Annotated in this window: 21 protein-coding genes; 18 read left to right on the top strand and 3 right to left on the bottom strand. The window is 73.9% G+C overall.

Features of this window, described 5'->3' with window-relative positions; all coding sequences use genetic code 11:
• Window positions 1–12 precede the first annotated feature (12 nt).
• The 5 genes from rnc (at window position 13) to smc (ending at window position 6,027) form a co-directional block, all read left to right on the top strand.
• Entirely contained in the window at window positions 13–792 is a 780-nt protein-coding gene (rnc, locus tag QOZ88_RS10980) for a ribonuclease III (RefSeq protein ID WP_305999807.1), read from the top strand.
• 4 nt (window positions 793–796) lie between these two features.
• Complete coding sequence (mutM, locus tag QOZ88_RS10975; RefSeq protein ID WP_305999806.1) at window positions 797–1,669, top strand: bifunctional DNA-formamidopyrimidine glycosylase/DNA-(apurinic or apyrimidinic site) lyase; 873 nt, start codon at window positions 797–799, stop codon at window positions 1,667–1,669.
• Window positions 1,666–1,935: an acylphosphatase gene (locus tag QOZ88_RS10970; RefSeq protein ID WP_305999805.1), complete on the top strand. Its 270-nt coding sequence runs from the start codon at window positions 1,666–1,668 to the stop codon at window positions 1,933–1,935. Before mutM ends, QOZ88_RS10970 begins: the two co-directional genes overlap by 4 nt.
• A gap of 148 nt (window positions 1,936–2,083) precedes the next feature.
• Window positions 2,084–2,275, top strand: a complete 192-nt coding sequence (locus tag QOZ88_RS10965; RefSeq protein WP_091933638.1) for a hypothetical protein — start codon at window positions 2,084–2,086, stop codon at window positions 2,273–2,275.
• Window positions 2,276–2,460: 185 nt separating this feature from the next.
• A complete protein-coding gene (gene smc / locus QOZ88_RS10960) occupies window positions 2,461–6,027 on the top strand; it encodes a chromosome segregation protein SMC (RefSeq protein ID WP_305999804.1) in 3,567 nt (1,188 codons plus the stop codon).
• 74 nt (window positions 6,028–6,101) lie between these two features.
• On the opposite strand, the gene QOZ88_RS10955 is transcribed toward smc, so the two are convergent.
• The gene (locus QOZ88_RS10955) at window positions 6,102–6,896 is read right to left on the bottom strand and encodes an endonuclease/exonuclease/phosphatase family protein (protein WP_305999803.1); all 795 of its coding nucleotides are present in this window, start codon (window positions 6,894–6,896) and stop codon (window positions 6,102–6,104) included.
• 12 nt (window positions 6,897–6,908) lie between these two features.
• A complete protein-coding gene (locus QOZ88_RS10950; RefSeq protein ID WP_305999802.1) occupies window positions 6,909–8,588 on the bottom strand; it encodes an alkaline phosphatase D family protein in 1,680 nt (559 codons plus the stop codon).
• A gap of 86 nt (window positions 8,589–8,674) precedes the next feature.
• Here QOZ88_RS10950 and ftsY point away from each other — a divergent pair, with 86 nt between their 5' ends.
• The 8 genes from ftsY to QOZ88_RS10910 all read left to right on the top strand — a co-directional run bounded on the left by ftsY (window position 8,675) and on the right by QOZ88_RS10910 (window position 17,514).
• The gene (ftsY, locus tag QOZ88_RS10945; protein WP_305999801.1) at window positions 8,675–9,895 is read left to right on the top strand and encodes a signal recognition particle-docking protein FtsY; all 1,221 of its coding nucleotides are present in this window, start codon (window positions 8,675–8,677) and stop codon (window positions 9,893–9,895) included.
• A gap of 223 nt (window positions 9,896–10,118) precedes the next feature.
• Complete coding sequence (locus tag QOZ88_RS10940) at window positions 10,119–11,453, top strand: ammonium transporter (RefSeq protein WP_305999800.1); 1,335 nt, start codon at window positions 10,119–10,121, stop codon at window positions 11,451–11,453.
• Window positions 11,450–11,788: a P-II family nitrogen regulator gene (locus tag QOZ88_RS10935; protein ID WP_091933655.1), complete on the top strand. Its 339-nt coding sequence runs from the start codon at window positions 11,450–11,452 to the stop codon at window positions 11,786–11,788. The genes QOZ88_RS10940 and QOZ88_RS10935 overlap by 4 nt, the downstream gene beginning before the upstream one ends.
• A 98-nt stretch (window positions 11,789–11,886) precedes the next feature.
• Window positions 11,887–14,259: a [protein-PII] uridylyltransferase gene (locus tag QOZ88_RS10930; protein ID WP_305999799.1), complete on the top strand. Its 2,373-nt coding sequence runs from the start codon at window positions 11,887–11,889 to the stop codon at window positions 14,257–14,259.
• A gap of 82 nt (window positions 14,260–14,341) precedes the next feature.
• Window positions 14,342–14,533, top strand: coding sequence for a hypothetical protein (locus QOZ88_RS10925; protein ID WP_305999798.1), 192 nt, complete (start codon window positions 14,342–14,344; stop codon window positions 14,531–14,533).
• A 78-nt stretch (window positions 14,534–14,611) separates the two neighbouring features.
• Window positions 14,612–16,186 (top strand): signal recognition particle protein, encoded by a 1,575-nt coding sequence (gene ffh, locus QOZ88_RS10920; protein WP_305999797.1) that lies wholly within the window; start codon window positions 14,612–14,614, stop codon window positions 16,184–16,186.
• A complete protein-coding gene (locus QOZ88_RS10915) occupies window positions 16,183–17,268 on the top strand; it encodes an amidohydrolase family protein (protein WP_305999796.1) in 1,086 nt (361 codons plus the stop codon). Before ffh ends, QOZ88_RS10915 begins: the two co-directional genes overlap by 4 nt.
• 57 nt (window positions 17,269–17,325) lie before the next feature.
• A complete protein-coding gene (locus QOZ88_RS10910; protein ID WP_305999795.1) occupies window positions 17,326–17,514 on the top strand; it encodes a hypothetical protein in 189 nt (62 codons plus the stop codon).
• 61 nt (window positions 17,515–17,575) lie between these two features.
• Here the strand turns inward: QOZ88_RS10910 and QOZ88_RS10905 are convergent, their stop codons facing one another.
• Window positions 17,576–19,102 carry an LCP family protein gene (locus tag QOZ88_RS10905; RefSeq protein ID WP_305999794.1) on the bottom strand — a complete coding sequence of 509 codons (1,527 nt, stop codon included), beginning with the start codon at window positions 19,100–19,102 and terminating at the stop codon, window positions 17,576–17,578.
• 122 nt (window positions 19,103–19,224) lie between these two features.
• On the opposite strand from QOZ88_RS10905, the gene QOZ88_RS10900 reads away from it, so the two are divergent.
• The 5 genes from QOZ88_RS10900 to QOZ88_RS10880 all read left to right on the top strand — a co-directional run bounded on the left by QOZ88_RS10900 (window position 19,225) and on the right by QOZ88_RS10880 (window position 26,446).
• Window positions 19,225–19,395 carry a hypothetical protein gene (locus QOZ88_RS10900; RefSeq protein ID WP_170852452.1) on the top strand — a complete coding sequence of 57 codons (171 nt, stop codon included), beginning with the start codon at window positions 19,225–19,227 and terminating at the stop codon, window positions 19,393–19,395.
• Window positions 19,396–19,721: 326 nt separating this feature from the next.
• Window positions 19,722–20,558 carry a hypothetical protein gene (locus QOZ88_RS10895; RefSeq protein WP_305999793.1) on the top strand — a complete coding sequence of 279 codons (837 nt, stop codon included), beginning with the start codon at window positions 19,722–19,724 and terminating at the stop codon, window positions 20,556–20,558.
• A gap of 58 nt (window positions 20,559–20,616) precedes the next feature.
• Window positions 20,617–22,371 carry a DNRLRE domain-containing protein gene (locus QOZ88_RS10890; protein WP_305999792.1) on the top strand — a complete coding sequence of 585 codons (1,755 nt, stop codon included), beginning with the start codon at window positions 20,617–20,619 and terminating at the stop codon, window positions 22,369–22,371.
• Entirely contained in the window at window positions 22,371–23,543 is a 1,173-nt protein-coding gene (locus QOZ88_RS10885) for an RHS repeat domain-containing protein (RefSeq protein ID WP_305999791.1), read from the top strand. Before QOZ88_RS10890 ends, QOZ88_RS10885 begins: the two co-directional genes overlap by 1 nt.
• Window positions 23,477–26,446, top strand: coding sequence for an RHS repeat-associated core domain-containing protein (locus QOZ88_RS10880; protein ID WP_305999790.1), 2,970 nt, complete (start codon window positions 23,477–23,479; stop codon window positions 26,444–26,446). Before QOZ88_RS10885 ends, QOZ88_RS10880 begins: the two co-directional genes overlap by 67 nt.

The raw sequence follows: 26,446 nt of genomic DNA, 5'->3' as shown, positions 1-26,446 counted from the left end.
TCCCGCACCGCCATGGGGACGACGGCCGCCGCTCCGCATCCTGACCGGGGTGCCGCGGACGGTCGCGTCCCCGCGGCGCCCCCGGGCGGGCCGGAGCACGCCGAGCGGGCCGCCACCTGGCTGTTCGACGCGCTCGGCGTCGCGCTGCCGGGCGGGCTGCTGCCGCTGGCGCTGACGCACCGGTCGTTCGCCTACGAGAACGGCGGCCTGCCGACCAACGAGCGCCTGGAGTTCCTCGGCGACTCGGTGCTCGGCCTCGTCGTCACCGACGAGCTCTACCGCAGCCAGCCGGACCTCCCCGAGGGCCAGCTGGCCAAGCTGCGCGCCTCCGTGGTCAACATGACCTCGCTGGCCCGCGTCGCCCGGCGCCTCGGGGACGGCGGGCTCGGCCCGCACCTGCTGCTCGGCCGCGGCGAGGAGACCACCGGCGGCCGCGAGAAGGACTCGATCCTCGCCGACGCGCTCGAGGCCCTCATCGGGGCGCTGCACCTGGGCTGCGGGCTGGACACCGCCGCCGCGATCGTCCACCGGCTGTTCGACCCGCTGCTGGTCGAGGCGGCCACCCGGGGCGCCGGCCTGGACTGGAAGACGAGCCTGCAGGAACTCGGTGCGGCCCAGGGCCTCGGCGCGCCCCTCTACCAGGTGGACGACGAGGGGCCCGACCACGCCAAGACGTTCCGCGCCGAGGTGCTGCTCGCCGGGGTCGTCCGCGGCACCGGCACCGGTCGCACCAAGAAGGCCGCCGAGCAGGAGGCCGCCGAGGCGGCCTGGCGCTCGCTGTCGGAGGAGTAGACGCGTGCCCGAGCTGCCCGAGGTGGAGGTGGTGCGCCGGGGTCTGGACCAGTGGGTGACCGGGCGCACCGTGGCCGCCGTCGAGGTGCACCACCCGCGCGCCGTCCGCCGCCACCTCGAGGGCGCCGACCACTTCGTGCAGGCGATCACCGGTCGCACCTTCACCGCCGCGCACCGCCGCGGGAAGTACCTGTGGCTGCCGCTGGCCGAGCCCGACGGGGCCCCGTCGGGGCGGGCGCTGGTCGGGCACCTGGGCATGAGCGGCCAGCTGCTCGTCGAGAAGCCGTCGGCGCCCGACGAGACCCACCTGCGGGCCCGGTTCACCTTCACCGACCGCGGCCGCGAGCTGCGCTTCGTCGACCAGCGCACCTTCGGCGGCCTGGCGGTGGAGGAGGCGGACGGCGGGGTGCCGCCGCGGCTCGCGCACATCGCCATCGACCCGCTGGACGAGGGCTTCGACGTCAACGCGTTCACCGCGGCGCTGCGCCGGCGCCGCACCGAGGTCAAGCGCGCGCTGCTGGACCAGACGCTCATCGGCGGGGTGGGCAACATCTACGCCGACGAGGCGCTGTGGCGGGCGCGCCTGCACGGCGCCCGCCCCACCGACCGGCTCACCCGGGCGCAGGTGGCCGACCTGCTCGACGGCGTCCGCGACGTGCTGGGCGAGGCCCTCGCGCAGGGCGGCACCTCCTTCGACTCGTTGTACGTCGACGTCAACGGGCAGAGCGGCTACTTCTCCCGCTTCCTCGCCGTCTACGGGCAGCAGGACCGGCCGTGCCCCCGCTGCGGGACGCCGATCCGCCGGGAGTCGTTCATGAACCGCTCGAGCTACAGCTGCCCCACCTGCCAGCCCCGGCCGAGAACGCGGCGGGCGTGACCGTCCGGGTCGAGGTGCTGGTCTCCGGCCGCGTCCAGGGCGTCGGCTACCGGTACTTCGTGCGCGGTCTGGCCCGCGAGGCCGGCCTGGCCGGGGTCGCCCGCAACCTCCCCGACGGGCGGGTGGAGGTGGTCGCCGAAGGGCCCGAGCAGGCCGTGCGCGACCTCGTCGCCGCCCTCGACGGCCCGGACGCCCCGGGGCGGGTGACCGACGTCGACATCCGGAGCGGACCGGTGCAGGGGATGCAGGGCTTCACCACGGCGTGACGAAGACGACATCCCCCCGACACGGGCGGCCTGCCCCGCCGCCGTTGACCTGCGTGTCGGGGGCTGTCACCCTGGGAACATCCAGCCCGCGCCGACCGTCCGCCGGGGCGCCGGGCACACCCTCTCGTTTCGAAAGGCCGTCACAGCCATGGCCAAGGCCCTGTTCGGTTCGGTCGTCACCCCCGTGGAACTCCGGGTAGCCGAGGAGAACGCCGCCCTGCGGGCCCGGGTGCAGCGGCTGGAGCACGAGCTCGCCGAGCTGCGTGCCCAGCGCGACGCCGCCATCGCCCACGAGCTCCTCTCGCTGGCGGGCGACACCGCCGAGCCCGCGCTCGCCTGAGGACCTCCCCGCCTCGCGGCAGGGAGGCGTCGAGCAGGTCGACGGTGTGCGCCCGCGCGGAGTTCCAGCGCCGGGAACTGGGCGTCCGCGCACGACGTCGGGCGCCGAGATCCGCGCGTCACAGGCGCACCACCGGCCCCGCAGCCCACCTGCAGCCCGGGATTCCGGGCTAAGGTGCTGATCCCGTGCACCTCTCCAGCCTGACGCTCAAGGGCTTCAAGTCCTTCGCGTCCGCCACCACGCTCCGGCTGGAGCCCGGCATCACCGCCGTCGTCGGCCCCAACGGGTCGGGCAAGTCCAACGTCGTCGACGCCATCTCCTGGGTCCTCGGCGAGCAGGGTGCCAAGAGCCTGCGCGGCGGCAAGATGGAGGACGTCATCTTCGCCGGCACCGCCGGCCGCCCGGCGCTGGGCCGGGCCGAGGTGACGCTCACGATCGACAACACCGACGGCGCGCTGCCGATCGCGTACACCGAGGTGTCGATCACCCGCCGCATGTACCGCTCCGGGGAGAGCGAGTACGAGATCAACGGCGACAAGGTGCGGCTGCTGGACGTCCAGGAGCTGCTCAGCGACTCCGGCATCGGCCGCGAGATGCACGTCATCGTCGGCCAGGGGCAGCTCGACGCGGTGCTCTCCGGCCGCCCCGAGGACCGGCGCGCCTTCATCGAGGAGGCCGCGGGCGTCCTCAAGCACCGCAAGCGCAAGGAGAAGGCGCTGCGGAAGCTCGACGGGATGCAGGCCAACCTCGACCGGCTGGCCGACCTCACCGCCGAGCTGCGCCGCCAGCTCAAGCCGCTGGGCCGGCAGGCCGAGGTTGCCCGCCGCGCGGCCGGCGTGCAGGCCGACCTGCGCGACGCCCGCCTCCGGCTGCTCGCCGACGACCTGGTGCAGCTGCGCGACGCCCTCGACCGGGACGTCGCCGACGAGACCGCGGCCCGGCAGCGGCGCGCCGTCGTCGAGCGCGAGCTCTCCCTCGTCTCCCGGCGGGAGGGTGAGCTGGAGAGCGAGCTGGCCGCGAGCGCGCCGCGCCTGCAGGCGGCCTCGGACACCTGGTACCGGCTCTCCGCGCTGGGGGAGCGGTTCCGCAGCGTCGCCCAGCTGGCCGCCGAGCGGCACCGGCACCTCTCCGCCGCCGCCCCCTCCGCGGCGACCGGGCGCGACCCCGACCAGCTGGACGCCGAGGCCGACCGGGTCGCCGCCACCGAGGCAGAGCTCGCCGACGGGCTGGCGGCCGAGCGGGAGCGCCTCGCCGCCGTCGTGGCCGGCCGGGCGGAGCTGGAGACGGCGCTCGCCGCCGCAGAGAAGGCGTGGGTCGCCGCCGCCCGAGCGCTGGCCGACCGCCGCGAGGGGCTGGCCCGGCTCTCCGGTCAGGTCGCCGCGGCGCGGTCCCGGGTGCACGCCGGCGAGGCGGAGATCGAGCGGCTCGGCGTCGCTGCCGCCGAGGCCGCCGACCGCGCCGAGACCGCCGCCGAGCGGCTGGCCGACCGGCGGGGGCAGGTCGCCGGCCAGGAGGACACCGACCTCGCCCTGGTCGCCGCGCACGAGGACGCCGTCGCCGCGCACACCGCCGCCGCCCGGCGGGTGACCGAGCTGGCCGAGGCCGAGCGGGCCGCCGAGCGCGACCGCGCCTCCTGGCAGGCCCGCCGCGACGCGCTGGCCCTCGGGCTCACCCCCGCCGACGGGGCGGCCGCGGTGCTCGGCGCCGGCCTCGCGGGCGTGCTCGGGCCGGTGACCGAGCAGCTCGCCGTCGCCTCCGGTGACGAGGTGGCCGTGGCCGCTGCGCTGGGCGGCATGGCCGAGGCCGTCGTCGTCGCCGGTGTTGCCGAGGCCGCCGCGGCGCTGCAGCACCTCACCCGCACCGACGGCGGGCGCGCCGGCCTGCTGGTGACCGGGGGCCTGCCGCCGGTCCCGCGGGACGGCTGGCCGGAGCTGCCGGACGGCGCGCGGTGGGCGCTGGACGCCGTGCGGGCCCCCTATGCGCTGCACCCGGCGCTGGCCCGGGCGCTGGAGCGGGTGGCGCTGGTGCCCGACCTGGACGCTGCCGTCGCGCTGGTGCGCACCCACCCCCGGGTGCGGGCGGTCACCGCCACCGGCGACCTGCTGGGTGCCGACTGGGCGCTGGGCGGGCAGACCGACGCACCCTCCAACCTGGAGCTGCGCGCCCGCGTGGACGAGGCCGGGACCGAGCTGGCGGCCGCGACGGCACGGGCGGCCGAGCTCGCCGACCAGCTGGCCGCCGCACGGCAGGACGCCCAGGCGCGGTCGGCCGCCGTCGACGAGGCGCTGGCCGCGCGCCAGGCCGCCGACCGGACCCGCTCCGCCGAGGCCGCGGCGCTGGCCGAGCTCGGTGCCGCGGCGCGGTCGGCCGCCTCCGAGGCCGAGCGCTCGCTGGCCGCCCGGGTGCGGGCGGAGCAGGCGCTGGAGCAGGCGCAGGGCTCGCTGACTCGGCTCGAGCAGCAGCTCGCCGACGCCGAGGCCGCGCCCGTCGAGGAGGAGCCGCCGACCGAGGAGCGCGACCGGCTGCGCGCCGAGGTGGCCGCCGCCCGGCAGGCCGAGACGGAGGCGCGCCTCGCCGTCCGCACCGCCGAGGAGCGGGCGCGCGCCCTGCAGGGGCGGGCGGAGTCGCTGCGCCGGCAGGCCCGGCAGGAGCGGGCGGCCCGCGAGCGGGCCGCTGCGGCCCAGATCGCGCGCGAGCGCGGCGCCGCGGTGGCCGACCGGGTGCGGCGGGACGCCGTGGTGGCGACCGCCGCCCTCGAGCGGTCGCTGGTGCGTGCGGCCGCGGAGCGGGACGCGCTGGCGTCCTCGCGCAGCGGTGCCGAGGCCGAGCTGCTGGAGGTGCGCAGCCGGGTGCGCGCGGCGACCGCGGAGCTCGACCGGCTCACCGACGAGGTGCACCGCGACGAGGTGGCGCGCACCGAGCAGCGCTACCGCATCGAGTCGCTGGAGACCCGGGCGGCCGAGGAGTTCGGCGTCGACCTGCCCACGCTGATCGGCGAGTACGGGCCCGCCGCCGCGGTGCCTCCCTCGCCGCAGCAGGTCGCCGAGGCCGAGGCAGCGGGGGAGCCGGCACCGGACCCGGTGCCCTACGACCGCGTCGTCCAGGAGCGGCGGGTGGCCCGGGCCGAGCGGGACCTGGCGACGCTGGGCAAGGTGAACCCGCTGGCGCTGGAGGAGTTCGCGGCGCTGGAGGAGCGGCACACCTTCCTCGCCACCCAGCTGGAGGACCTCAAGACCACCCGCAAGGACCTGCTGACCGTCGTCCGCGAGGTCGACGGCCGCATCCACGACGTCTTCGCCGCGGCGTTCGCCGACGTGGCGCGGGAGTTCGAGCAGGTCTTCGCCACCCTGTTCCCGGGCGGCTCGGGGCGGCTGGTGCTCACCGACCCGGAGAACATGCTGACCACCGGCGTCGAGGTGGAGGCGCGGCCGCCGGGCAAGAAGGTCAAGCGGCTCTCGCTGCTCTCGGGCGGGGAGCGGTCGCTGACGGCGGTGGCGATGCTCGTGGCGATCTTCCGCGCCCGGCCCTCGCCTTTCTACGTGCTCGACGAGGTCGAGGCGGCGCTGGACGACGTCAACCTCGGCCGGCTGCTGGTGCTGGTGGAGCAGCTCCGGTCGACCTCGCAGCTGATCATCATCACGCACCAGAAGCGGACGATGGAGATCGCCGACGCCCTGTACGGGGTGAGCATGCGCGGGGACGGGATCACCGGCGTGATCAGCCAGCGCTTGCGCGAGCTCGAGACCGCCTGACCCGCCCCCCCGGGGGCATAGGAAGCTTTACCTGCGCTTTCGCGCCCGGAAGCACAGGTAAAGCTTCCTATGCCTCAGACGCCCGAGCGGACTTCCAGGTCGACTACGACCGGCAGGTGGTCCGAGGCGCCCGCGACGTCGATGACGTGGGCACCGGCGACGGCGACCCCCGGCGAGACCCACACCTGGTCGATGCGCCGGTGCGGCGACCGCGCCGGGTGGGTGTGGCCGGCGTCGGACTGCCAGAACCGCCAGCCGGCCTGGTCGTCGCGGGCCCGCGCCAGCCGCCAAGCGTCGGTGAACCGCTGCCGCAGCGCGTCCAGCTCGGGGGCGTCGGGGGCGGTGTTGAAGTCGCCGACCAGCACGCCGGTCTCCATCGACTCGGTGTGCAGCGCGGCCAGCGCCGCCACCTGCGCCCCGCGCTCCTCGGCCGAGCGCGTGGTCAGGTGCGTCGCGGTGACCCACAGCGCGCCGCCGTCCAGCTCCACCATGGTCCGCAGCGCGCTGCGCGGCTCACCGCCCCCGGGGAGCCGGTAGACGTCGCTGATCAGGATGGGGAGCCGCGAGAGCAGCGCATTGCCGTACTGCCGGCGCCCCCCCGGCCGCTGCTCGTCGATCGCCGGGCCCCAGGCCAGCTGCATGTCCAGTGCCCGGGAGAGCAGCAGCGCCTGGTCGACGTCCTCGCTGCGCGGGCCGTAGTGCCGGTCCACCTCCTGCAGGCAGATGACGTCGGCGTCCACCGAGGCCAGCAGCGTGGCCAGGCGCGGCAGGTCGTGGCGCGCGTCGGCGCCCACGCCGTGGTGGATGTTGAAGGTGACCAGGCGGACCGGGATCGGCGGCTGGTCGGGACCGGGGGCCGGCTTCGTCACCCCGCCACCCTCTCAGGCGCCGGACAGCGGGGCGTCGACGACCTGGCTCAGCGTGGTGGCCCCCCGCTCGCTCACCGACAGCACGAAGCGGGCCTCCCGGCCGTCGAGCACCAGCTCGCCGATCTGGTTGCCGAAGTAGGGGCCGGCGTGCTTCTCCCACTCCAGGCCGGCCGGGTCGGCGCCCACCCAGCGGGCGAGCCGCTCAGTGAGCCGGCGGGCGCGATGGCTCCAGCCGATCCGGAAGGCGACCTTGATCGGGTGCGGCGCCTGGTTGTGCAGCGGGGAGACGGTGAGCTGGTGGACCCGCGAGGCGAGCCCGCCCGGCTCCACGACCTCGGCCGCGTAGGCGTGGTGCACGTCGCCGGAGAGGACCAGGGCGGTCGCCGGGGGCCGGCCGTGCTCGCCGCGGGCGACCGACAGCAGCGCCCGCCCGAGCCGGTCGAAGGAGTGCCCGAAGGCCGCCCAGTGCTCGAGGTCGGCGAGCTGGCGCACCTGTTCGGCCAGCCGGCCCCGCCAGCGGCCGTGGTGGCGCAGGTTCAGCGTGGCGTTCCACCGCTCGAGCGAGTCGACGGCGTGCGGCAGCAGCCAGGGCAGCGAGGTGCCGACGACGAGGTGCTCGACGCCGTCCCGCGCGGCCTGCCGCATCGCGGCCTCGACCCAGTCGAACTCGTCGTCGTCCAGCATGCGGCGGCCGGTCTCCTCCAGCACCCGCCCGGCGCGGCTGTCGACCATGACCAGCCGCGCGTCGCCCCAGTGCCGCACAAAGCTCCAGCGCGCGCTCGCGGGGTCGGCGTCGGCGCGGACGGCCATCTCGCGGAGGATCGGCTCTGCGTCGGCGGGGGTCTCGCCCGAGGCGTCCACGAGGTCCTGGACGGCGCGCCACACCTTGTTCTCGGCCAGTTCCTGGGGGCTCAGGTTGCCCAGGTGCTGGTAGACCCAGTAGCTGATCAGCCCGCCGGTGATCCGGCCGTCCCACCACTGCTGGGCGTGCATCCTCCGCCGCCAGGCGGCCGAGGTGTTCCAGTCGTCGATCATCTCGTGGTCGTCGAAGATCATCGACGACGGGATGGTGGAGAGCAGCCAGCGCACCTCCGGGTCCCGCCAGGACTCCACGTAGAGGTGGGTGTACTCCTCGAAGTCCGCGACCTGCGCCTTCGGCGCCCGGGCCCGCTGCTCGCGGTCGCGCCGGCGGGTCAGCCGGCCGCGGCTGCGCTCGGTCAGCTCGTCGGCGTAGACCTGGTCGCCGAGGAGGACGAGAGCGTCCGGCCACTCGTCCTCGGGACGGGCCGCGAGCTGCCGGGCGTACAGGTCGAGCGCGTCGGGCGGGATGCCCTCGGAGTCCTGCACGGTGCGGGCGCTGGCGTACCGGCAGGAGCCGAAGGCGAGCCGGAAAGGCCCGGGCCGCCCGGGCGTGCGGATGCGGCTCGGCGGGAACGCGGAACCGGCCGGCGGCCAGACGAGGGCGCCGTCGAGCCGCACCTCGTACGGCGTGGTGCTGCCCGGCTCCAGCTCCTCCACGAGGACCAGGGCGAAGTGGTGGCCACCCACGGAGAAGGTGCGGGTCCGCCGCCCCAGCACGTCGACCTCGCAGGGCCGGTCGGTCTCCACCCAGACGGTGGCCGAGACGGGGTCCACGTGCCGCAGGAGGGGGCCCAGCACGAGGGCGGGGGAGGGGGCGGCGGGCGGCGGCATGGGCACAGCCTGGCGCATCTGCCCCCGCGTGCGGGGACCCGTCGTGCCGGAGGTGCTCGGTGGACGGGTACTGGGAGACTCGCGGCATGGAATTCGTGCTGATCGCGATCGCGATCCTGGTCGTGGCACTGATCCTCGGTGTCAGCCTCCTCGTCGGCCGCGGCCGGCGGACCACGCGCCTCGACGACGACGCCACCAGCGGCACGACGCTGACCCGGCCCCGGCCACCGGCCCCGCCGGTCGAGCAGCCGCGGCCGACGGGCGCCACCGCCTCCGGCCTGGGCCTGCAGGACCAGCCCGACGCGGTCGTCCCCGAGGCCCCGCCGACGGTCGAGCTGCCCCCGGCCGAGCCCGAGCCGGGGCTGGTGTTCGACCAGCCGGCCCCCTCGGCCGGCCGGCTGGTGCGGCTGCGGTCGCGGCTGGCCCGGTCGCAGTCCTCGCTGGGCCGCGGCCTGCTCACCGTGCTGGCCCGGGAGAAGCTGACCGAGGACGACTGGGAGGAGGTCGAGGAGACCCTGCTCGCCGCCGACGTGGGCGTCTCCGCGACGACCCAGATCGTGGAGCGGCTGCGCACCCGGTCGATGGTGCTGGCCACCGCCTCCGGTGCCGAGCTGCGCGAGCTCCTCGTCGAGAACCTCACCGCGGTGCTCGGGCCCGACCTCGACCGGTCGCTCGGCACCTCCCGGCACGAGGGGCGGCCCGGCGTGGTGCTGGTCGTGGGCGTCAACGGCGCCGGCAAGACCACCACCGTCGGCAAGCTCGCGCGCGTGCTGGTCGGTGACGGCAAGAGCGTGATCCTGGGCGCGGCCGACACCTTCCGGGCGGCCGCCGCCGACCAGCTGGAGACCTGGGGCGAGCGGGTGGGCGTGCTCACCGTCCGCGGCCGCGAGGGCGGGGACCCCGCTGCCGTGGCGTTCGAGGCGGTGCGCACCGGCGTCGAGGCGGAGGTGGACACCGTCGTCGTCGACACCGCGGGCCGGCTGCACACCAAGTCGGGGCTGATGGACGAGCTCGGCAAGGTGAAGCGGGTCGTGGAGAAGCAGTCGCCGGTCACCGAGGTGCTGCTGGTGCTCGACGCCACCACCGGCCAGAACGGCGTCGTGCAGGCCCGGATGTTCACCGAGGCGGTCGAGGTCACCGGCGTGGTGCTCACCAAGCTCGACGGCACCGCGAAGGGCGGCATCGTCGTCCGGGTGCAGCAGGAGCTGGGCATCCCGGTGAAGCTCATCGGCCTGGGGGAGGGCCCCGACGACCTCGCGCCGTTCGAGCCGCGGGCGTTCGCCGAGGGGCTCGTCGGCGAGGGGTGATCCCCGCGGTCGGTGGGTGAGGAAGGGTCCTCGGGCGGGCGCGCAACACGCCCGCAACGCGGGGGCGGGACACGCGGCGAGGAGTTCACGCCCGTGAAACGCGGCGCCGGCGTCGTCGGAAACACGCGCCCGGCACGGTGGGCACCGCGTCGCCCCTCCCGCACGGAGGGCCCGAGCCCACCGATCCGGCCGCCCGGCCGACGACCCGACACAGGAGGTTGCCGTGGTCAACACCGGCGACACCGCCTGGATCCTCACCAGCGCCGCCCTCGTGCTGCTGATGACGCCAGGCCTCGCGCTCTTCTACGGCGGCATGGTCCGCGCGAAGAGCGTGCTGAACATGATGATGATGAGCTTCGGCGCTCTGGCCCTCGTCAGCGTGCTGTGGGTGCTCTACGGCTACTCCATCGCCTTCGGCGACAGCATCGGGGGCAGCGGTCTCATCGGGAACCCGGCCGAGTTCTTCGGACTCGCCGGCCTCATGGAGGACACGACCAGCGAGGCGGGCGGGTTGCCGGCGATGGCCTTCGTCGGCTTCCAGTCCGTCTTCGCCATCATCACCGTCGCGCTGATCTCCGGCGCCATCGCCGACCGCGCCAGGTTCGGCGCGTGGATGGTCTTCGTCGGCATCTGGGCCACGATCGTCTACTTCCCGGTCGCGCACTGGGTGTTCGCCTTCGACGTCGACGACGTGATCGGCGGCTGGATCGCCAACGACCTCGCCGCGATCGACTTCGCCGGCGGTACGGCCGTGCACATCAACGCCGGTGCGGCGGGGCTCGCCCTCGCCCTGGTGCTCGGCAAGCGGCGCGGGTTCGGCCGCGACGCGATGCGCCCGCACAACCTGCCGCTGGTGATGATCGGCGCCGGGCTGCTGTGGTTCGGCTGGTTCGGCTTCAACGCCGGGTCCGCCGTCGCCGCGAACAACACCGCCGCTGTCGCCTGGGTCAACACGCTGGTCGCCACCGCCGCGGCGGTGCTCGGCTGGCTGGTCATCGAGAAGCTCCGCGACGGCCACGCCACCTCGTTGGGCGCCGCGTCCGGCGTCGTCGCCGGCCTGGTCGCCATCACCCCCGCCTGCTCGGCCGTCTCGCCGGTCGGCGCGATCGTCGTCGGGGCGGTTGCCGGCGTGCTGTGTGCGCTGGCGGTGGGCCTGAAGTACCGGCTGGGCTACGACGACTCCCTCGACGTCGTCGGCGTCCACCTGGTCGGCGGTCTCTGGGGCACCGTCGCCATCGGCTTCCTCGCCGACCCCGACGCCCCCGCCGGCGTGGCGAGCCTGTTCTTCGGCGGCAGCGTCGACCAGCTGTGGCGGCAGGTCGTGGGGGCGGTGGTCGTCCTCGCCTTCTCCTTCGTCCTTACGCTGGTCATCGGGTTCGCCATCCAGAAGATGATGGGCTTCCGCATCCCCGAGGAGGACGAGGTCACCGGCATCGACACCGTCGTGCACGCCGAGTCGGCCTACGACCTCGCCTCGCTCGGCAGCAGCGGTTCCACCGCGCCGCTGGCCGGCCAGGCCCGGGCTGAGGCCCGCAACACCGAGAGGACGCTGGCATGAAGCTGGTCACCGCGATCGTCAAGCCGTTCAAGCTGGACGACGTCAAGAACGCCCTCGAGCTGATCGGCATCGCCGGGCTCACCGTCAGCGAGGTCCAGGGCTTCGGCCGCCAGCGGGGCCACACCGAGGTCTACCGCGGGGCGGAGTACCAGGTGGACTTCGTGCCCAAGGTCCGCATCGAGGTGGTCGTCGGCGAGCTCGACGCCGCCCGGGTCGTGGACGCCGTCGTCGAGGCGGCCTCCACCGGCCAGATCGGTGACGGGAAGGTGTGGGTCACCACGATCGACGAGGTCGTCCGGGTCCGCACCGGGGAGCGCGGCGACGACGCCCTCTGAGCGCGTGCCCCGCGCGTAGCGCACCCGTCGGCCGGGGTGGTGGGGACCGCCCGCCTCCCGGCCGACGACGTCCATCCGGGCCGTACCGAGGGGGAGTCGTGCTGGACACCGAGGCGCTGCCGGGGCTGCCCCGCGCGGAGCGGGTCGAGGCCCTGGACCGGTGGCTCGCCGGGCTGCTGGCCGACGCCGTCGCGGGCACCCCGCCGGCCCGGGCCCGGCGGGGTGGCCCGCCGCCCCGCACGGGCACCGACGGCCTGGCCCTGGTCGCGGTCGGCAGCCTCGGCCGGCGCGAGCTGCCCCCGCACGGGGACCTGGACCTGGTCCTGGTGCACGAGGACCGGCCGGAGGTCGCCGCCGTCGCCGACGCGCTCTGGTACCCCGTCTGGGACGCCGGCCTGCGGCTGGACCACTCGGTGCGCTCGGTCGCCGACGCCGTCGCGGTCGCCTCCACCGACGTCAAGGCCGGCCTCGGGCTCCTCGACGCCCGGCTGGTGGCCGGGGACGCCGAGCTCGCCGCCCGGCTGCGGACGGCGACGCTGGTCAACTGGCGGCAGGCGGCGTCCCGGCTGCTGCCCCAGCTGCGCGACCTGCGCCGCGACCGCGCCCGCCGGCTCGGCGAGCTGGCCTTCCTGCTGGAACCCGACCTCAAGGAGGCCTACGGCGGCCTGCGCGAGGGGCAGGTGCTGCGCGCGGCGGCCGCCGCCCAGCTCGCCGACGAGCCCGCCGCCGAGGTGGAGCAGTCCTACGCGTTCCTGCTCGACGTGCGCGACGAGCTGCGCCGGCGGTCGGGGCGGGCCGCCGACGTCCTGGTGCGCCAGGAGCAGCGGGCGATCGCGGCCGCGCTCGGTCTGGCCGACGAGGACGTGCTGCTGCGCGAGGTCAGCCTGGCCGGGCGCCGGCTGGCCTTCGTCGCCGACGAGACCTGGCGGCGGGTGGAGGCGGGTCTGGTCCGCCGCCCCCGCGGCCGCTACCGCCGGGTGCGCCGCGAGCCGCTGGCCGAGGGCGTCGTCCGGCAGGGGGACGAGGTGGTCCTCGCGCGGGACGCCCGCCCCGCCGCCGACCCCGGGCTGGTGCTGCGGGCCGCGGCGGCCGCGGCCCGGGCCGACCTGCTGCTCTCGCCGTACACGCTCAAGGTGCTCGCGGTGCACAGCCCGCCAATGCCCGTGCCCTGGCCGGCCGAGGCCCGGTGGTCCTTCCTCCGGGTCCTGGCCAGCGGCCGGTCGTCGGTGCCGGTGCTGGAGCAGCTGGACCAGGAGGGGTTGCTGGCCCGTCTGCTGCCGGAGTGGGACCGGGTCCGCTCGCTGCCGCAGCGCCACCCCTGGCACCGGTTCACCGTCGACCGGCACCTCATCGAGGCCGCGGCCGCCGCGTCCGAGCTGACCCGCGACGTCGACCGGCCCGACCTGCTGCTGGTCGCCTCGCTGCTGCACGACATCGGCAAGGGCTGGCCCGGCGACCACAGCGTGGTGGGGGAGCCGATCGCGGCCGCGATCGGCGTGCGCATGGGCTTCGCCGAGGCCGACGTCGCCACGCTGGGCACCCTCGTGCGCCACCACCTCCTCCTGCCCGCGACCGCGATCCGGCGGGACATCGACGACCCCGCCACCATCGAGCGGGTGGCCGCCACCATCGGGCGCGACCCCTCGGTGCTGCAGCTCCTGCACGCGCTGGCCCAGGCCGACGGCGCGGCGACGAGCGCGTCCGCCTGGTCGCCCTGGAAGGCCCACCTGGTGGCGGCGCTGGTCGCCCGGGTGCAGGCCGAGCTCGGCGGCACCCCGCTGCTGGCGTCCGAACCCGTGCTGCACCCGGCCACGCGCGCGCAGGCCACGGTGCAGGTGCCCGGCCTCCCCGGCGCGACGCGGGGCGTGACCGTCGCCATCGAGGACGTGGCCGACGGCCAGCAGGTGACCGTCGGGGCCCCCGACCGGCCCGGCCTGCTCAGCACCTGCGCGGGCGTGCTCGCGCTCAACCAGCTCGACGTGCGGGCGGCGAAGATGACCGTGGCCGACGGGTACGCGACCGGCGTCTACTCGGTGCGGCCCCGGTTCGGCCGGGCCCCGGTGCCCGAGATCCTCGCCGACGGCGTGCGGGCCGCGCTCGAGGGCACGCTGCGGCTGGCGGAACGGCTGCGCCAGCGGGAGGCCGACTACCGCCAGGGGACGCGGTCGGCGCCGCCGCGCATCTCGTGGCACAACCACGAGGTCAGCGGGCGGGCCACCGGCATCGTCGAGGTGCGGGCGGGGGACCGGGCGGGGCTGCTCTACCGGCTCACCGCGGCCATCGCGGCGGAAGGGCTGGGCGTCACGTCGGCCCGCATCGAGACGCTCGGGGCCGACGCGGTCGACTGCTTCTACGTCGCGAACCCCTCGGGTTCCCCGGTGGACCCGGGGCAGCGCGCGCGGGTCGACGCGGCGCTGATCGCGGCCACGCGTGGTCCGGCGGTGGCGGTGGGGACCGACACGCCGTCCTGAGCTACGCGGTTCTGTCGGAGGTCCGTGCGACGGTCGGGGCGATCGGGACGGACCGGTCCCATCGGCCGAGAGGAGCCTGCTCGTGGACAGCCGCCACTGGCCCTGCCCGTCCTGCGGGGACGACCGGGACTTCGTGCAGCCGCCGTGCGTCGACGGCCACACCGAGGAGGGCGGCGAGTGCCCCGAGTGGGCCTGCGCCGACTGCGGTACCGCGATCGCCACCGGGGGTGCGGTCGTCGTGCGCATCGAGGCCGGCTCCGCCCGCGCGGCCTGAACGCCCCCGGCGCGCCCTCGTTAGGCTGGGAGCCGAGTGGCGCGGCGAGCCCGCGCCCGTGACTGCTGAGGACGTGCTGTGTTCGAGACCCTCTCCGACCGCCTGGACAAGGTGTTCACCGGCCTGCGCGGCAAGGGCCGGCTGTCCGACGCCGACATCGACGCGACGGCGCGCGAGATCCGCATCGCGCTGCTCGAGGCCGACGTCGCGCTGCCGGCGGTGCGGGCCTTCATTACCGCGGTCAAGGAGCGCGCCCGCGGCGCGGAGGTCTCCCAGGCGCTGAACCCGGCGCAGCAGGTCATCAAGATCGTCAACGAGGAGCTCGTCCAGATCCTCGGCGGCGAGACCCGCCGCATCCGGCTGGCCAAGACCTCGCCGACGGTCATCATGCTGGCCGGTCTGCAGGGTGCCGGTAAGACCACCCTCGCCGGCAAGCTCGGCCGCTGGCTGAAGTCGCAGGGGCACACCCCGCTGCTGGTGGCCGCCGACCTGCAGCGCCCGAACGCGGTCAACCAGCTGTCGATCGTGGCCGGGCAGGCCGGCGTCGACGTCTTCGCGACCGAGCCGGGCAACGGCGTCGGCAACCCGGTGCAGGTGGCCCGCGACTCCATCGACCACGCCCGCCGCACGATGCACGACGTCGTCGTCGTCGACACCGCCGGCCGGCTGGGCATCGACGCCGAGCTGATGCAGCAGGCCGCCGACATCCGCGACGCCGTCCGGCCGGACGAGACGCTGTTCGTCGTCGACGCGATGATCGGCCAGGACGCGGTGACGACCGCGCAGGCCTTCCAGGAGGGCGTCGGCTTCAGCGGTGTCGTCCTGACCAAGCTCGACGGCGACGCCCGCGGTGGTGCGGCGCTCTCGGTGCGGTACGTGACCGGCCAGCCGATCATGTTCGCCTCCACCGGCGAGAAGCTCACCGACTTCGACGTCTTCCACCCCGAGCGGATGGCCTCGCGCATCCTCGGGATGGGCGACGTGCTCACCCTCATCGAGCAGGCCGAGCAGGCCTTCGACGCCGACCAGGCCGAGAAGATGGCCGGCAAGCTCACCTCGCGCGAGGGCTTCACGCTCGAGGACTTCCTCGAGCAGATGATGGCGATCCGCAAGATGGGCCCCATCGCCAACCTGCTGGGCATGCTCCCGGGCGCGGGCCAGATGAAGGAGCAGCTCAAGCAGGTCGACGACCGGGACCTGGACCGCACCGCGGCGATCATCCGGTCGATGACGCCGCAGGAGCGGGTCAACTCGAAGATCATCAACGCGTCCCGCCGGGTGCGCATCGCCAACGGCTCCGGGGTCAGCGTCACCGAGGTGAACCAGCTGCTGGAGCGCTTCGCGCAGGCGCAGAAGATGATGGGCCAGATGGCCGGCAGCATGGGCCTGCAGGGCATGGGCCCCATGTCGAAGAAGGCCCGCGGCCGGCAGATGCAGGCGCAATCCAAGAAGGGCAAGGGCAAGAAGGGGAAGGGCAAGGGTGGCCCGGCCCGCCGTCCCGCCGGTGCCCCCGGACTGCCGCCGGGCGCGGGCTTCCCGGGCGGGGCCAACCCCTTCGGCGGCGCCGGCATGCCGGGCCTCCCGCCCGGTCAGGGCCTGCCCGACCTCACCAAGCTGAACTTCGACCAGTTCAAGGACGGCAACGGGCGGTGACCGCCCACGCCCTCCACCTGTCCGGTGTGGTGCTGCCCGAGGGGGAGCACCGCGACGTCTGGGTGCGCGATGGGCGGTTCACCTTCGACCCGGTGCCCGGCGCGGAGACGGTCAGCCGTGGGGGCTGGCTGCTGCCCGGCCTGGTCGACGCGCACTGCCACGTCGGCATCGCCCGCGGCGGCGGGCACGTCGAGGACCTCGCCCACGCACGGCAGCAGGCCCTGACCGAGCGCGACGCAGGGGTGCTCGCGCTGCGCGACTGCGGTTCGCCGGTCGACACCCGCGAGCTCGACGGCGACCCGGAGCTGCCGACGATCATCCGCGCCGGGCGGCACATCGCCCGCACCCGCCGCTACATCCCCGGGCTCGGAGTCGAGATCGAGCCCGAGGACCTGGTCGAGCAGACCCGCGTCCAGGCCCGACGCGGCGACGGGTGGGTGAAGCTGGTGGGCGACTGGATCGACCGCTCGGTCGGCGACCTCGCACCCGAGTGGCCGGCCGACGTCGTCGCCGCGGCGATCGCCGCCGCGCACGAGGAGGGCGCCCGGGTCACCGCGCACACCTTCGGCACCGACGCGCTGCCCGCGCTGATCGAGGCCGGTATCGACTGCATCGAGCACGGCACCGGGCTGACCGAGGAGCTCATCGGCGAGATGGCCCGCCGCGGCACCGCCGTCGTCCCCACGCTGGTCAACGTGGAGAACTTCCCGGGCTTCGCCGCAGCGGGGGAGAAGAAGTTCCCCACCTACGCGAGCACGATGCGGCGGTTGTACGCGAACTCCGGCGCCGTGGTGCGGGCCGCGTTCGAGGCGGGGGTGCCGGTGTTCGCCGGCACCGACGCCGGCGGCGGGATCGACCACGGCGTCATCGCCGACGAGATCCGCGCGCTCTGCCAGGCCGGCATCCCGGCCGAGGCGGCGCTGGCCGCGGGTTCGTGGAAGGCCCGGGAGTGGTTGGGCCTGCGCGGCATCGAGGAGGGGGCGACGGCCGACGTCGTCGTCTACGAGACCGACCCCCGCGCCGACCTCGACGCGCTGCAGCGACCGGAGCGCACCGTCCTGCGCGGCCGCGTCGTCGCCTGAACCGGGCCGTGACCGTGGGCAGCCGTCCCTCCGTCGTCCCGTCAGGCGGGCGCTGAGGTGCAGGCGCTCTCGTTCCTGGCCCTGACGGCGCTGATCCTGGCCCTCGCGGCGGTCAACTGGGTGCTCAAGGCACCTCGGGGGCGCATCTCCCCGCTGCTGCGCGGAGGCGTGCTGGCGTCGGGCGCGCTGGTGGCGGCGCTGTCCACCTGGTTCCTCGTCGTGAACGCCGCCTCGGGCTTCCTCTGACGGCGGTCCGCTTCTCCTGACGGCCGCCCGCCTCTTCTGACGGCCGCCCGGCCGGGTCGGGTCAGTTGATGCAGCCGGTGTCGGCGGCGGTGCGGGCGTCCTCGCCCTCGGCCGGTGCCGCCGGCGGCGGGGCGTCCACGGCCTGACCGATGCCGTTGAAGTCCGAGCCCAGGACGAGCTGCACGGTGCCCGGTGCGGCGTCGTCGACGATCCCGACGACGGCGCCGGGGACGACGGCGGCGAGCGCGGCGGCCAGGGCCTCGTCACCCGCGGCGTGCCGGATCTCGGTCCGCTCGTAGTCGGAGCTGTCGGCGTTGCCGGTGGAGACGATGGGGAAGCCGCCGGCCTCGAGCTCGTCCTGGGCCGAGGCGGCCAGCCCGCTCGTGCCCGAGCCGTTGAAGACGGCCACGGAGACGTCAGCGGGGTCGGCGGCCTCCGGTGGGGCGGCGTCCTCCGGCGCGGGCTCGGGCTCGGTGGAGAGCTGCGAGAAGAACTGGCGCAGGGTGGCCTCGTCCTCGAGCCGGACGATCGACGCGTCGCCCTCCCGGTCGATCCCGAGGTTGGGCACGGTCTGGAACTCGATGCTGCCCGTGGTCACCGACTGCATCTGCTCGGCCAGCTGCAGCAGGTTCAGGTCCTCGTCCACCGTGAGGGACTCCGCGGCGGCCTGCACCAGCTCGCGCTGCTTGCCGAGGTCGAGCAGCACGTCCTCGGAGAGCATCTTGCGCAGCACGCCGGCGATGAAGACCTGCTGGCGGACGATGCGGTCGAAGTCGCCCCCGGGCAGTCCGTGCCGCTGGCGGACGAACTTCAGCGCGTCCGCGCCGCTGATCGTCTGCGGGCCGGCGGGGAAGAAGGCGCCGGACCACTCGCGGTCGTCGACGGCTTCGCAGAGGTTGACCTCGACACCGCCGACGACGCTGGACAGCTCGAAGAAGCCGAGCAGGTCGACCTCGGCGTAGTGGTCGATCTGCAGCCCGGTGAGCCGGCTGATCGTCCGCACCAGCAGCTGCGCGCCGGCCGCCTCGCGCGCGGCCTCGCTCTCGGCGTCCGCGTCCGTGTAGCCGTAGGCGTAGGCGGCGTTGAGCTTGTCCTCGCCGTAGCCCGGGATCTCGACCCAGGAGTCGCGCGGGAAGGAGACGAACGAGGCGCGCGACCCGTCGGCGGGCACGTGCACCAGGATGATCGTGTCGGTGTTGATGCCCGAGTCGGTGCCGGCGTTGAGCTCGGCGAGCTGCTCCTCGGTCAGGTTGCTACGGCTGTCGTTGCCAACCAGCAGGAGGTTCATCGCCTCGCCGTCGCCGTCGTTGCCCTCGGCGGGGATGGCGTCGGTGCGGTTCACCGTCGCGTCGGCGACCTGGCCGAGGTACCAGCCCCAGCCGGAGCCCGCGAGGAGCAGCACCGAGAGCAGCCCGGCGACGACCCGGCTGCCGACCACGAGCCGCCGGCGGCCGTCCCGCTCGCGCAGGCCGGCGGCGCTCGACCCGGTTCGGGCACGCGGGCGCCCGCCGGCCCGCGGGTCGAGGCGCGGAGGGAGCGGCCGGGGGCCCTGCTGGTCGCGGTCTCGGCCCACTGGTTCCTCGCTCACGCCGGTCGGCCCCGCGGCGGGGGTGCGGATGCGCCTCTGACCGGCCCGATCGTAGCGAGGTCGAGCGAGCCGGGGAGCGGCTGCGAGGTGCCGTCCGGGCGCCGGCGCTGTTGACTCGTCGCATGGTCACCCCACTCCCGGAGCCCGACGGCCCGCTCGACCCCGGCGAGCCCGTGCCCGACGACCCGGGCGAGCTGCTGCCCGACACCCCCGACACGCTGCCGCCCGCGCCGGTCGAGCCCTCGCCCGACGACCCCGGTGGCGACCCCGGCGGGGTGCCCGAGCCTGCCTGACCGCTTCGACCCGGGAAGGCGGCGTCCGGCCGACACCTCGATCGGTAGCCGGGGAGCCGCCGCCGTGCCCGACCGGATGGCCACCTGCCTGACCTGCGCCTACGAGGCACAGCGTGCTGATTGCCGGGATCACCAACCTACTGCGTAACGATCTCGTCACGTCGTGTCACATGCCGACCGATCGGCCGAGTTCGAGCCGTTGACCTGCGAGTTTGTGCGAGCTCATCGCTCGCAATGCCTCGGAGGTTTTCGTGAGGGTCCGTCGTGCAGCTGCGCCCGTCGTTCCTCGGCGCAGCCGAGGGGCGATCGGTCTGCTCACGGCGGCGGTGCTCGGCTTCACGGTGGTGGACGGGGTGCCGGCGTACGCGGCGCCGCAGGCCGACACAGCGCTGCCGAGCAGTGCCTTCGAGGGCATCTCCGATGATTCCGTCCCGGTTCCGTCCGTAGCCGAGGCGCCTGCGCCTGCCCCGGCTGTCGGGGCGGTCGAGGAGCTTCCGCCCGCGCTTCCCGACCTGCCAGACGTGCCGGAAGGGCGCTGGAAGACGCGGGACCTCGACGAGCTCACGGCCGCACGGCGGCAGGCGGAGCGCACCGGAGAACCTGTGGAGCTGGTGTCGGAGACGACGGAGACCTCGATCAGCTTCGCTCAGCCGGACGGAACCGTGACCGTGCAGAGCGCCGCCGGGCCGGTCCGGACCAAGGTCGACGGCGAGTGGGTGGACGTCGACACGACCTTGGAGTTCACCGAGGACGGGGTCCAGCCGATCGCGGTGACGGGGGAGATCACGTTCTCTGCCGGCGGTACGCAGCCCATGGTTCGCCTCAGTGACGGCGAGTCCGCCACCCTCCGTCTCGACTGGAACGGCCGACTACCCAAGCCCGAGCTCGACGGCAACATGGCGACCTACCGGGACGTCATGCCGCATGTCGACCTGGTGCTGTCCGCGATCAGGATGGGATTCGAGCAGCACGTGGTGGTGCGGCAGCGGCCCGATGCAGAGACGTTCTCGGCGCTGCGCGAGCTGAGGTTCCCGATGGCTGCGAATGGCGCCGACGTGGTCGAGGGCGAAGGCGGTGAGCTCGTCCTCGAGGACGGCGGCAAGGTGCTCGGTACGGCGGCCGCTCCCGTCATGTGGGATGCGCGGACGAAACGCCCAGAGTGACGAGCCGGCCACGGTTCGCCCAGTCGGGCTCGAGCTCGCGGAAACCACCGAACGGGGGGTGGACGCCACGCTCGTCCTGGGTCCTGACGAAGCGTTTCTCCTGGCGCCCGACACGGTCTACCCCGTGACCATCGACCCGACGCAGGCGCTCGGCTTGCTCGGAGACACGTTCGTCCAGCGCAACATCGCGAACACGCCTCAGGGTGGGGCGACCGAACTGCTGGTCGGCACCTACAACGGCGGCGGTCAGGTCAACCGATCACTGCTCGTGTTCGATGCCTCGCCGGCGTTCGAGCGGGTCGTCCAGTCGGCGACCTTGTCCCTGTGGGAGCACCACTCGTTCTCGTGCACACCACGCTGGGTCGACATCCGCAACGCGGGATGGTTCGACCCCGCCACCGTGACCTGGAACAGCCAGCCGTGGATCGACTGGCGGCCGGAGGGAATCCTCGCCAACGCGAACGTTGCCAGTGGGTACAGCTCCGCGTGCCCGGACGCCTGGGTCAACTTCGACATGACCGGGTGGGTGCAGCACTACGCGGACGCCCGCAACGACACCGACTGGATGATGCCGCTGGCGGTCACGGCCGGCAGCGAGACCGACAGTCTCGGGTGGAAGAAGTTCCACTCCGGCAACGCCGGCGGCAACGTGCCCACGCTGACCTTCGCCTATGACGGAAACTGCGATCAGTACAACGGAGTCCTGGTGTGCGGTGCCATCCGGGACAAGTACTACTCATCCGGTGGCCCAGAAGGCCCCCTGGGGATGCCCGCGACCAGTCAGAACTGCGGTGCCCGCGATGGGGGGTGCTTCAACCACTTCCAAGGTGGATCGATCTACTGGACGTCGACGACCGGCGCCCACGTGGTGGCCGGCGCTATCCGGCAGAAGTATGCAGCCCTGGGCTGGGAGTACTCGGCTCTCGGATATCCCACGACTGACCAGAACTGCGGTGCGCGGGATGGGGGGTGCTTCAACCACTTCCAGGGCGGATCCGTCTACTGGTCAGCTGCCACGGGTGCGCACATGGTGGCCGGCGGCATCCGGGAGAAGTACGCGGCCATCGGCTGGGAGTACTCGGCTCTCGGTTATCCCTCGACCGATCAGATCTGCGGCGGCCGTGACGGGGGGTGCTACAACCACTTCCAGGGCGGGTCCATCCTCTGGTCAGCAGCGACCGGTGCCCGCGCAGTAACCGGTGGGATCTGGCAGAAGTACGCAGAGATGAAATTCGAGAACTCTGTGCTCGGCTACCCCACGACCGACCAGAACTGTGGCGCTCGGGATGGGGGGTGCTTCAACCACTTCCAGGGCGGGTCGATCTACTGGACGCCGGCTCACGGGGCGCATCCGGTCACCGGACCGATCCGAGCGACGTGGGCCGACATGGGTTACGAGTACGGCTGGCTGGGATTTCCGACCACCGACCCTGCGCAGGTGGCGGGCGGCACGCGGCAGCAGTTCGAGGGCGGCAACATCGTCCGGGACGAGCGGTCGAACACCACGACCGTCGGCGCCGGTGCACTCACGCGCCCCACGCAGTTCCAGCGGGTCACCCAGGCGCGCACCGAGTTGCAGGCCACCGCGAAGATCCGACCCGGCGGAAGCTCCTATGACGGTGTGCGGTTCCAGTGGCGCTCGTACAGCCTCAACCCCTCGGATGGCTGGATCAACGTGGATCCTGTGGCGTTGCGACTGCCCGAGGGCGGCGCCGTCGTCGGCACCTGGTTGCCGGTCACGGATGGGACGGCGGCAAGGTGTCGGCCCGCTACCAGTGGCATGCCACCTCGAGCATTTCGGTCGATGGGCTGATGCAGGTGCGCGCCTGCTTCCGGCTGACCGGCACCACCGGCGAGCGCTGTACAGGCGTCACCCAGATCACCGTCGACCGGGCCGGCCTCACCGGCGCGAACGCCACCTCCGACGTGGGCCCGGGAACCGTCGGCCTGCTGACCGGCGCCTACGCGGTCGTGGGCCGCGATGTCGAGGTCAGCGCCCCGCACGGGGGGCTGGCTGCCACCCGCAGTTTCGCCAGCAACGACCCGAACCGGGCCGGGCCCCTGGGCCCGGGTTGGCGGATGTCGCTCGCCGTCGATGAGGCAGGTGCCGACTACCTGAGCCTCGTCGACCGCACCGAGACGGTGCTCATCACCCGCGGCGACGGCACCCAGCTGCCCTTCGTCCGGAAGTCGTCGAGCGCTGCTGACGTGAACACCTACGTCGCCGAGGGGGAGGCCAGCACCGAGGGAGCGACCCTCACCTTCGTCCCCGGGGCGACGGGGACGGCGAGCAGCTACGTGCTCACCGACCTGGACGGGGACAAGGTCACCTTCACCCGTGCGGACGGCGGGCACGGGCATCGCGACGGCGGCCTGTTCCGGGTGACCAAGGTGGAGGCGATCCGCGGCAAGGCGGGCAGTACCGACCTCGCTCCCGCCCTGACCACCGTCGCCTACACGGCCGCGGGCAACCCGCGGCTGCTGCTGGCGCCGACCGACGCCGGGGCAGCCTGCCCGGACCCGACGACGTCCGCACAGCCGGCCGGCTGCCGAGCGCTCGAGTTCGTCTACACCGGCACGGGAGGCGCCGAGCGGCTGCAGGAGGTGCGGCTGTGGGCGCACGGCGCGGCGGCCGCAGCTGGTGAGCTGGTCACCGGGAGCACCCCCGTCGCGGCGCGGACGATCACCATGGCGCGCTACGGCTACGACAGCGACGGGTGGCTCGCGTCGGTCACCGACCCCCGCACCGGCCAGCAGGTGACCTACACCTACCGGACCGACGGGCGGCTGGAGACGATCACGCCGGTCGGTGGCACGGCGACCTGGACGCTGGGGTTCGACGACCGGCAGCTGCCCCGCCTGGTGTCGGCCACGCTGGATGAGGGACCCGACGGCCTGGCTTCCCAGCGCACCAGCGCGTGCGCTACGGCCTGCCGCTGGACGGCAGCAACAGCGCCCTGCCGACGCTCACCGCAGCGGAGGTGAAGCGCTGGGGCCAGGCGGCTGCGCCCACCGACATGACCGCCGTCTTCGGGCCGGACGTGGTGCCCGACAGTGCACCGACCGCGGCGCAGTGGCGTGGCGCCCAGCTGTTGGCGCTGGACGTCAACGGCCGGGTCACCAACACGGCCAACTTCGGCGGGACCATCGATCAGGACACCGGGGCGGACGAGGCGCCGGCCTGGCGGATCGCCACCACGGAATACGACGCCGAGGGCCGGGGGAACGTCGTCCGGGAGCTGTCTGCGGGCAACCGTGACCGCGCCCTCGCCGCCGGTGCCGACGCAGCCGCTGAGGCGACCCAGGCCAAGCTGCTGGACACCGTCAACAGCTACTCCGCCGACGGACTGGACCTGCTGCGCAGCTACCAGCCCGCCCGCCCGGTCACCGTCGCCGCCGGTGACCGTCAGGTCAGCGCCCGCACGCGCACCACCACCGTCTACGACACGGGTCAGGAGGCCGGGCACCCCACCCCCGGGGCGACCCGCCACCTGCCTGTCCGCACCACCGTGGACGCGGTCGAGATCCACACCGGGTTGCCGGCGGGCTCCACCGGCACCGACCCGGCGCTGCCGGCGCTGGACGGCCGCAGCCGTGTGACGGTGCTGGAGTACGGCACGCCGAACGCGTGGAAGTTCGGCACGCCGACGGCTACCCGGATCGACCCCGGTGGCGGCGCGGCTGAGGTGGTGACCCGGCAGGTGCTCGACGAGCAGGGGCGCACCGTCTCCAGCACGCTGCCTGCCGGTGGCACCAGCACCACCACCGCGGCGACGACGGTCAAGGTCTACTACTCGGCCAACAGCACCGAGCCGGGTTGCGCCAGGGCGGAATGGGCCGGCTGGCTGTGCAAGAGCCGCCCCGGCGGCGCACCGGACGCCGGGTTCGCGCTGCCCACCACGCACGTGACCGGTTACGACGTGTACGGCAACGTCACGCGGGTGGTGGAGACCGGTGCCGGCGTCACCGGGACCGCGGATACCGCGTACGACGCGGTGGGTCGTGCCCGGCGCAGTGGCATGACCGGTACCGGGACGGAGGTGGGCCAGCTTCGGCCGCAGGTGGAGACCACCTACACCGATGCCGGTCTGGTCGACGAGACCCGCCTGGTCGGTGCGGACGGGGCGGTGGTCGGGAGTGCGGCGGAGGGCACCGGTGCGATCGGGCGGGCGTATGACGGCTATGGCCGGTTGGTGTCCTACACCGATGGCAGTGGGCTGGTCACGACGCAGTCCTATGACTCGGTGGGCCGGTTGGTGCAGGTGGCCAACGAGCACGGCACCCGCACCATCGGCTACGACGGCGGCGGTGAGCGGGGGAGCCTGCCGACCAGCCTGACCATCTCTGGTGTCGGTGAGTTCACCGCCCGGTACGGAACCGACGGGAGCCTGGTGCGGGAGGAGCTCCCGGGCGGGTTGAGTGCGACGACGGTGCGCGATGCCGCCGGGGACGCGGTGCGCCTGACGTACGTGAAGACCGCCGCCGATGGCAGCACGAGCGAGTGGTTGAAGTCGGCGGCCACGATCAACGGCTTCGACCAGGTTGACTCCTACCAGACCGTGGCGGTGACAGGGCTGACGCGGACCAACCGGTACGGCTACGACAACCTGGGCCGGCTGGTCTCGGCGACGGACTGGGCCGCGCTCCAGGCGAATGGTCAGCCGACCGGTGCCTCCTGCACCCGCCGGTACACCTTCGACGTCAACAGCAATCGCACGGCGCTGACCCAGAGCGTGACCGCGGGGGCGCCGGTCGGGACCTGTCCGGCGACGGTGGCGGCGTCGGCCTCCTACGGCTACGACAGCGCGGATCGGCTGAAGGTCGACGGCACGCGGAGCTCGTTGCGGTATGACGCGCTGGGCCGCACCCGGGTGCTGCCGTCGGTGGACACCGTCGACGGCGGCGGGGACGTGGCGATCGACTACTACGTCGATGACCTGGTGGCGGGCATGGCCCAGGGCGGGCGGACGACGGCGTTCGATCTGGACGCCGCGGCGCGACGGGTGGTGCGCACCGACACCGACACCGCCGCCCCGGGCGCGCGCCGCACGACCAGCCTCTACAGCGGCGACGACGACAACCCGGATGTGGTGCGGGAGCCGGACAACAGCTACACCCGCAACATCGCTTCCTTCGGTGGGCTGGCCGCGGTGGTGACCAAGAACGGCACCGCCGGGGCGGAGGTGACGTTGCAGCTGGCCAACCTGCACGGCGACATCGCCGCCACCGTGCCCGCCGGCGCGGAGACGCCGGTGGATCTGCGGGTGACCGAGACCACCGAATACGGCCTGCCGTGGGCCAAGCCGGCCGCCGGCACCAGCCAGAACCGCTACGGCTGGCTCGGTACCCACCAACGCGACGCCAGCACCATCGGCGGCCTCACCCTGATGGGCGTCCGCCTCTACGCACCCACGCTCGGCCGCTTCCTCACCGTCGATCCCATTGAGGGCGGCAGCGCGAACGCATACGAGTACTCCGTTGGCGATCCGATCAACAAGGTTGACCTCGACGGTCGAGCTGTTTGGTTCCTCGTCGCGGCCATAGTGATCCGTGTGGGCGGCCATCTCGCAGCGCGACAGGCCGCCCGTACAGCGACTCAACGAGCAGCCGCACAGTTCGCTACCCGTTCAGAAACAATGCGGCGTGCGGCAACTACGCCGCGACAACGCAGCATCAACAGCTTGGACAGCAGAGTATACGAGCACACACTGAAGCTTCGAGACTATAGGGCAAACCCCGGACGTTACGATAATCGTGGGCACCTGTCTCGTGCGGGTAACAACGAGGCCAGGCGCCAGGCGATCGTCTCCACTCGCGTCAACCACATCCGGGGCGAGATGCGGGAATGGCGTAGGCAAATCTATCAGCGGCGCGGAGGCTACAACTAA

The organism is Blastococcus carthaginiensis (genome assembly GCF_030731085.1).
GTDB lineage: Bacteria > Actinomycetota > Actinomycetes > Mycobacteriales > Geodermatophilaceae > Blastococcus > Blastococcus carthaginiensis.
This window is presented reverse-complemented; position numbering and strand designations above follow the sequence as displayed.

Excerpts from the sequence above, each read along its gene's own strand:
- rnc (WP_305999807.1), top strand. The coding sequence starts at position 13 with ATGGGGACGACGGCCGCCGCTCCGCATCCTGACCGGGGTGCCGCGGAC.
- QOZ88_RS10965 (WP_091933638.1), top strand. The coding sequence starts at position 2,084 with ATGGCCAAGGCCCTGTTCGGTTCGGTCGTCACCCCCGTGGAACTCCGG.
- QOZ88_RS10950 (WP_305999802.1), bottom strand. The coding sequence starts at position 8,588 with ATGCCGCCGCCCGCCGCCCCCTCCCCCGCCCTCGTGCTGGGCCCCCTC.
- ftsY (WP_305999801.1), top strand. The coding sequence starts at position 8,675 with ATGGAATTCGTGCTGATCGCGATCGCGATCCTGGTCGTGGCACTGATC.
- QOZ88_RS10935 (WP_091933655.1), top strand. The coding sequence starts at position 11,450 with ATGAAGCTGGTCACCGCGATCGTCAAGCCGTTCAAGCTGGACGACGTC.
- QOZ88_RS10900 (WP_170852452.1), top strand. The coding sequence starts at position 19,225 with ATGGTCACCCCACTCCCGGAGCCCGACGGCCCGCTCGACCCCGGCGAG.
- QOZ88_RS10885 (WP_305999791.1), top strand. The coding sequence starts at position 22,371 with ATGCAGGTGCGCGCCTGCTTCCGGCTGACCGGCACCACCGGCGAGCGC.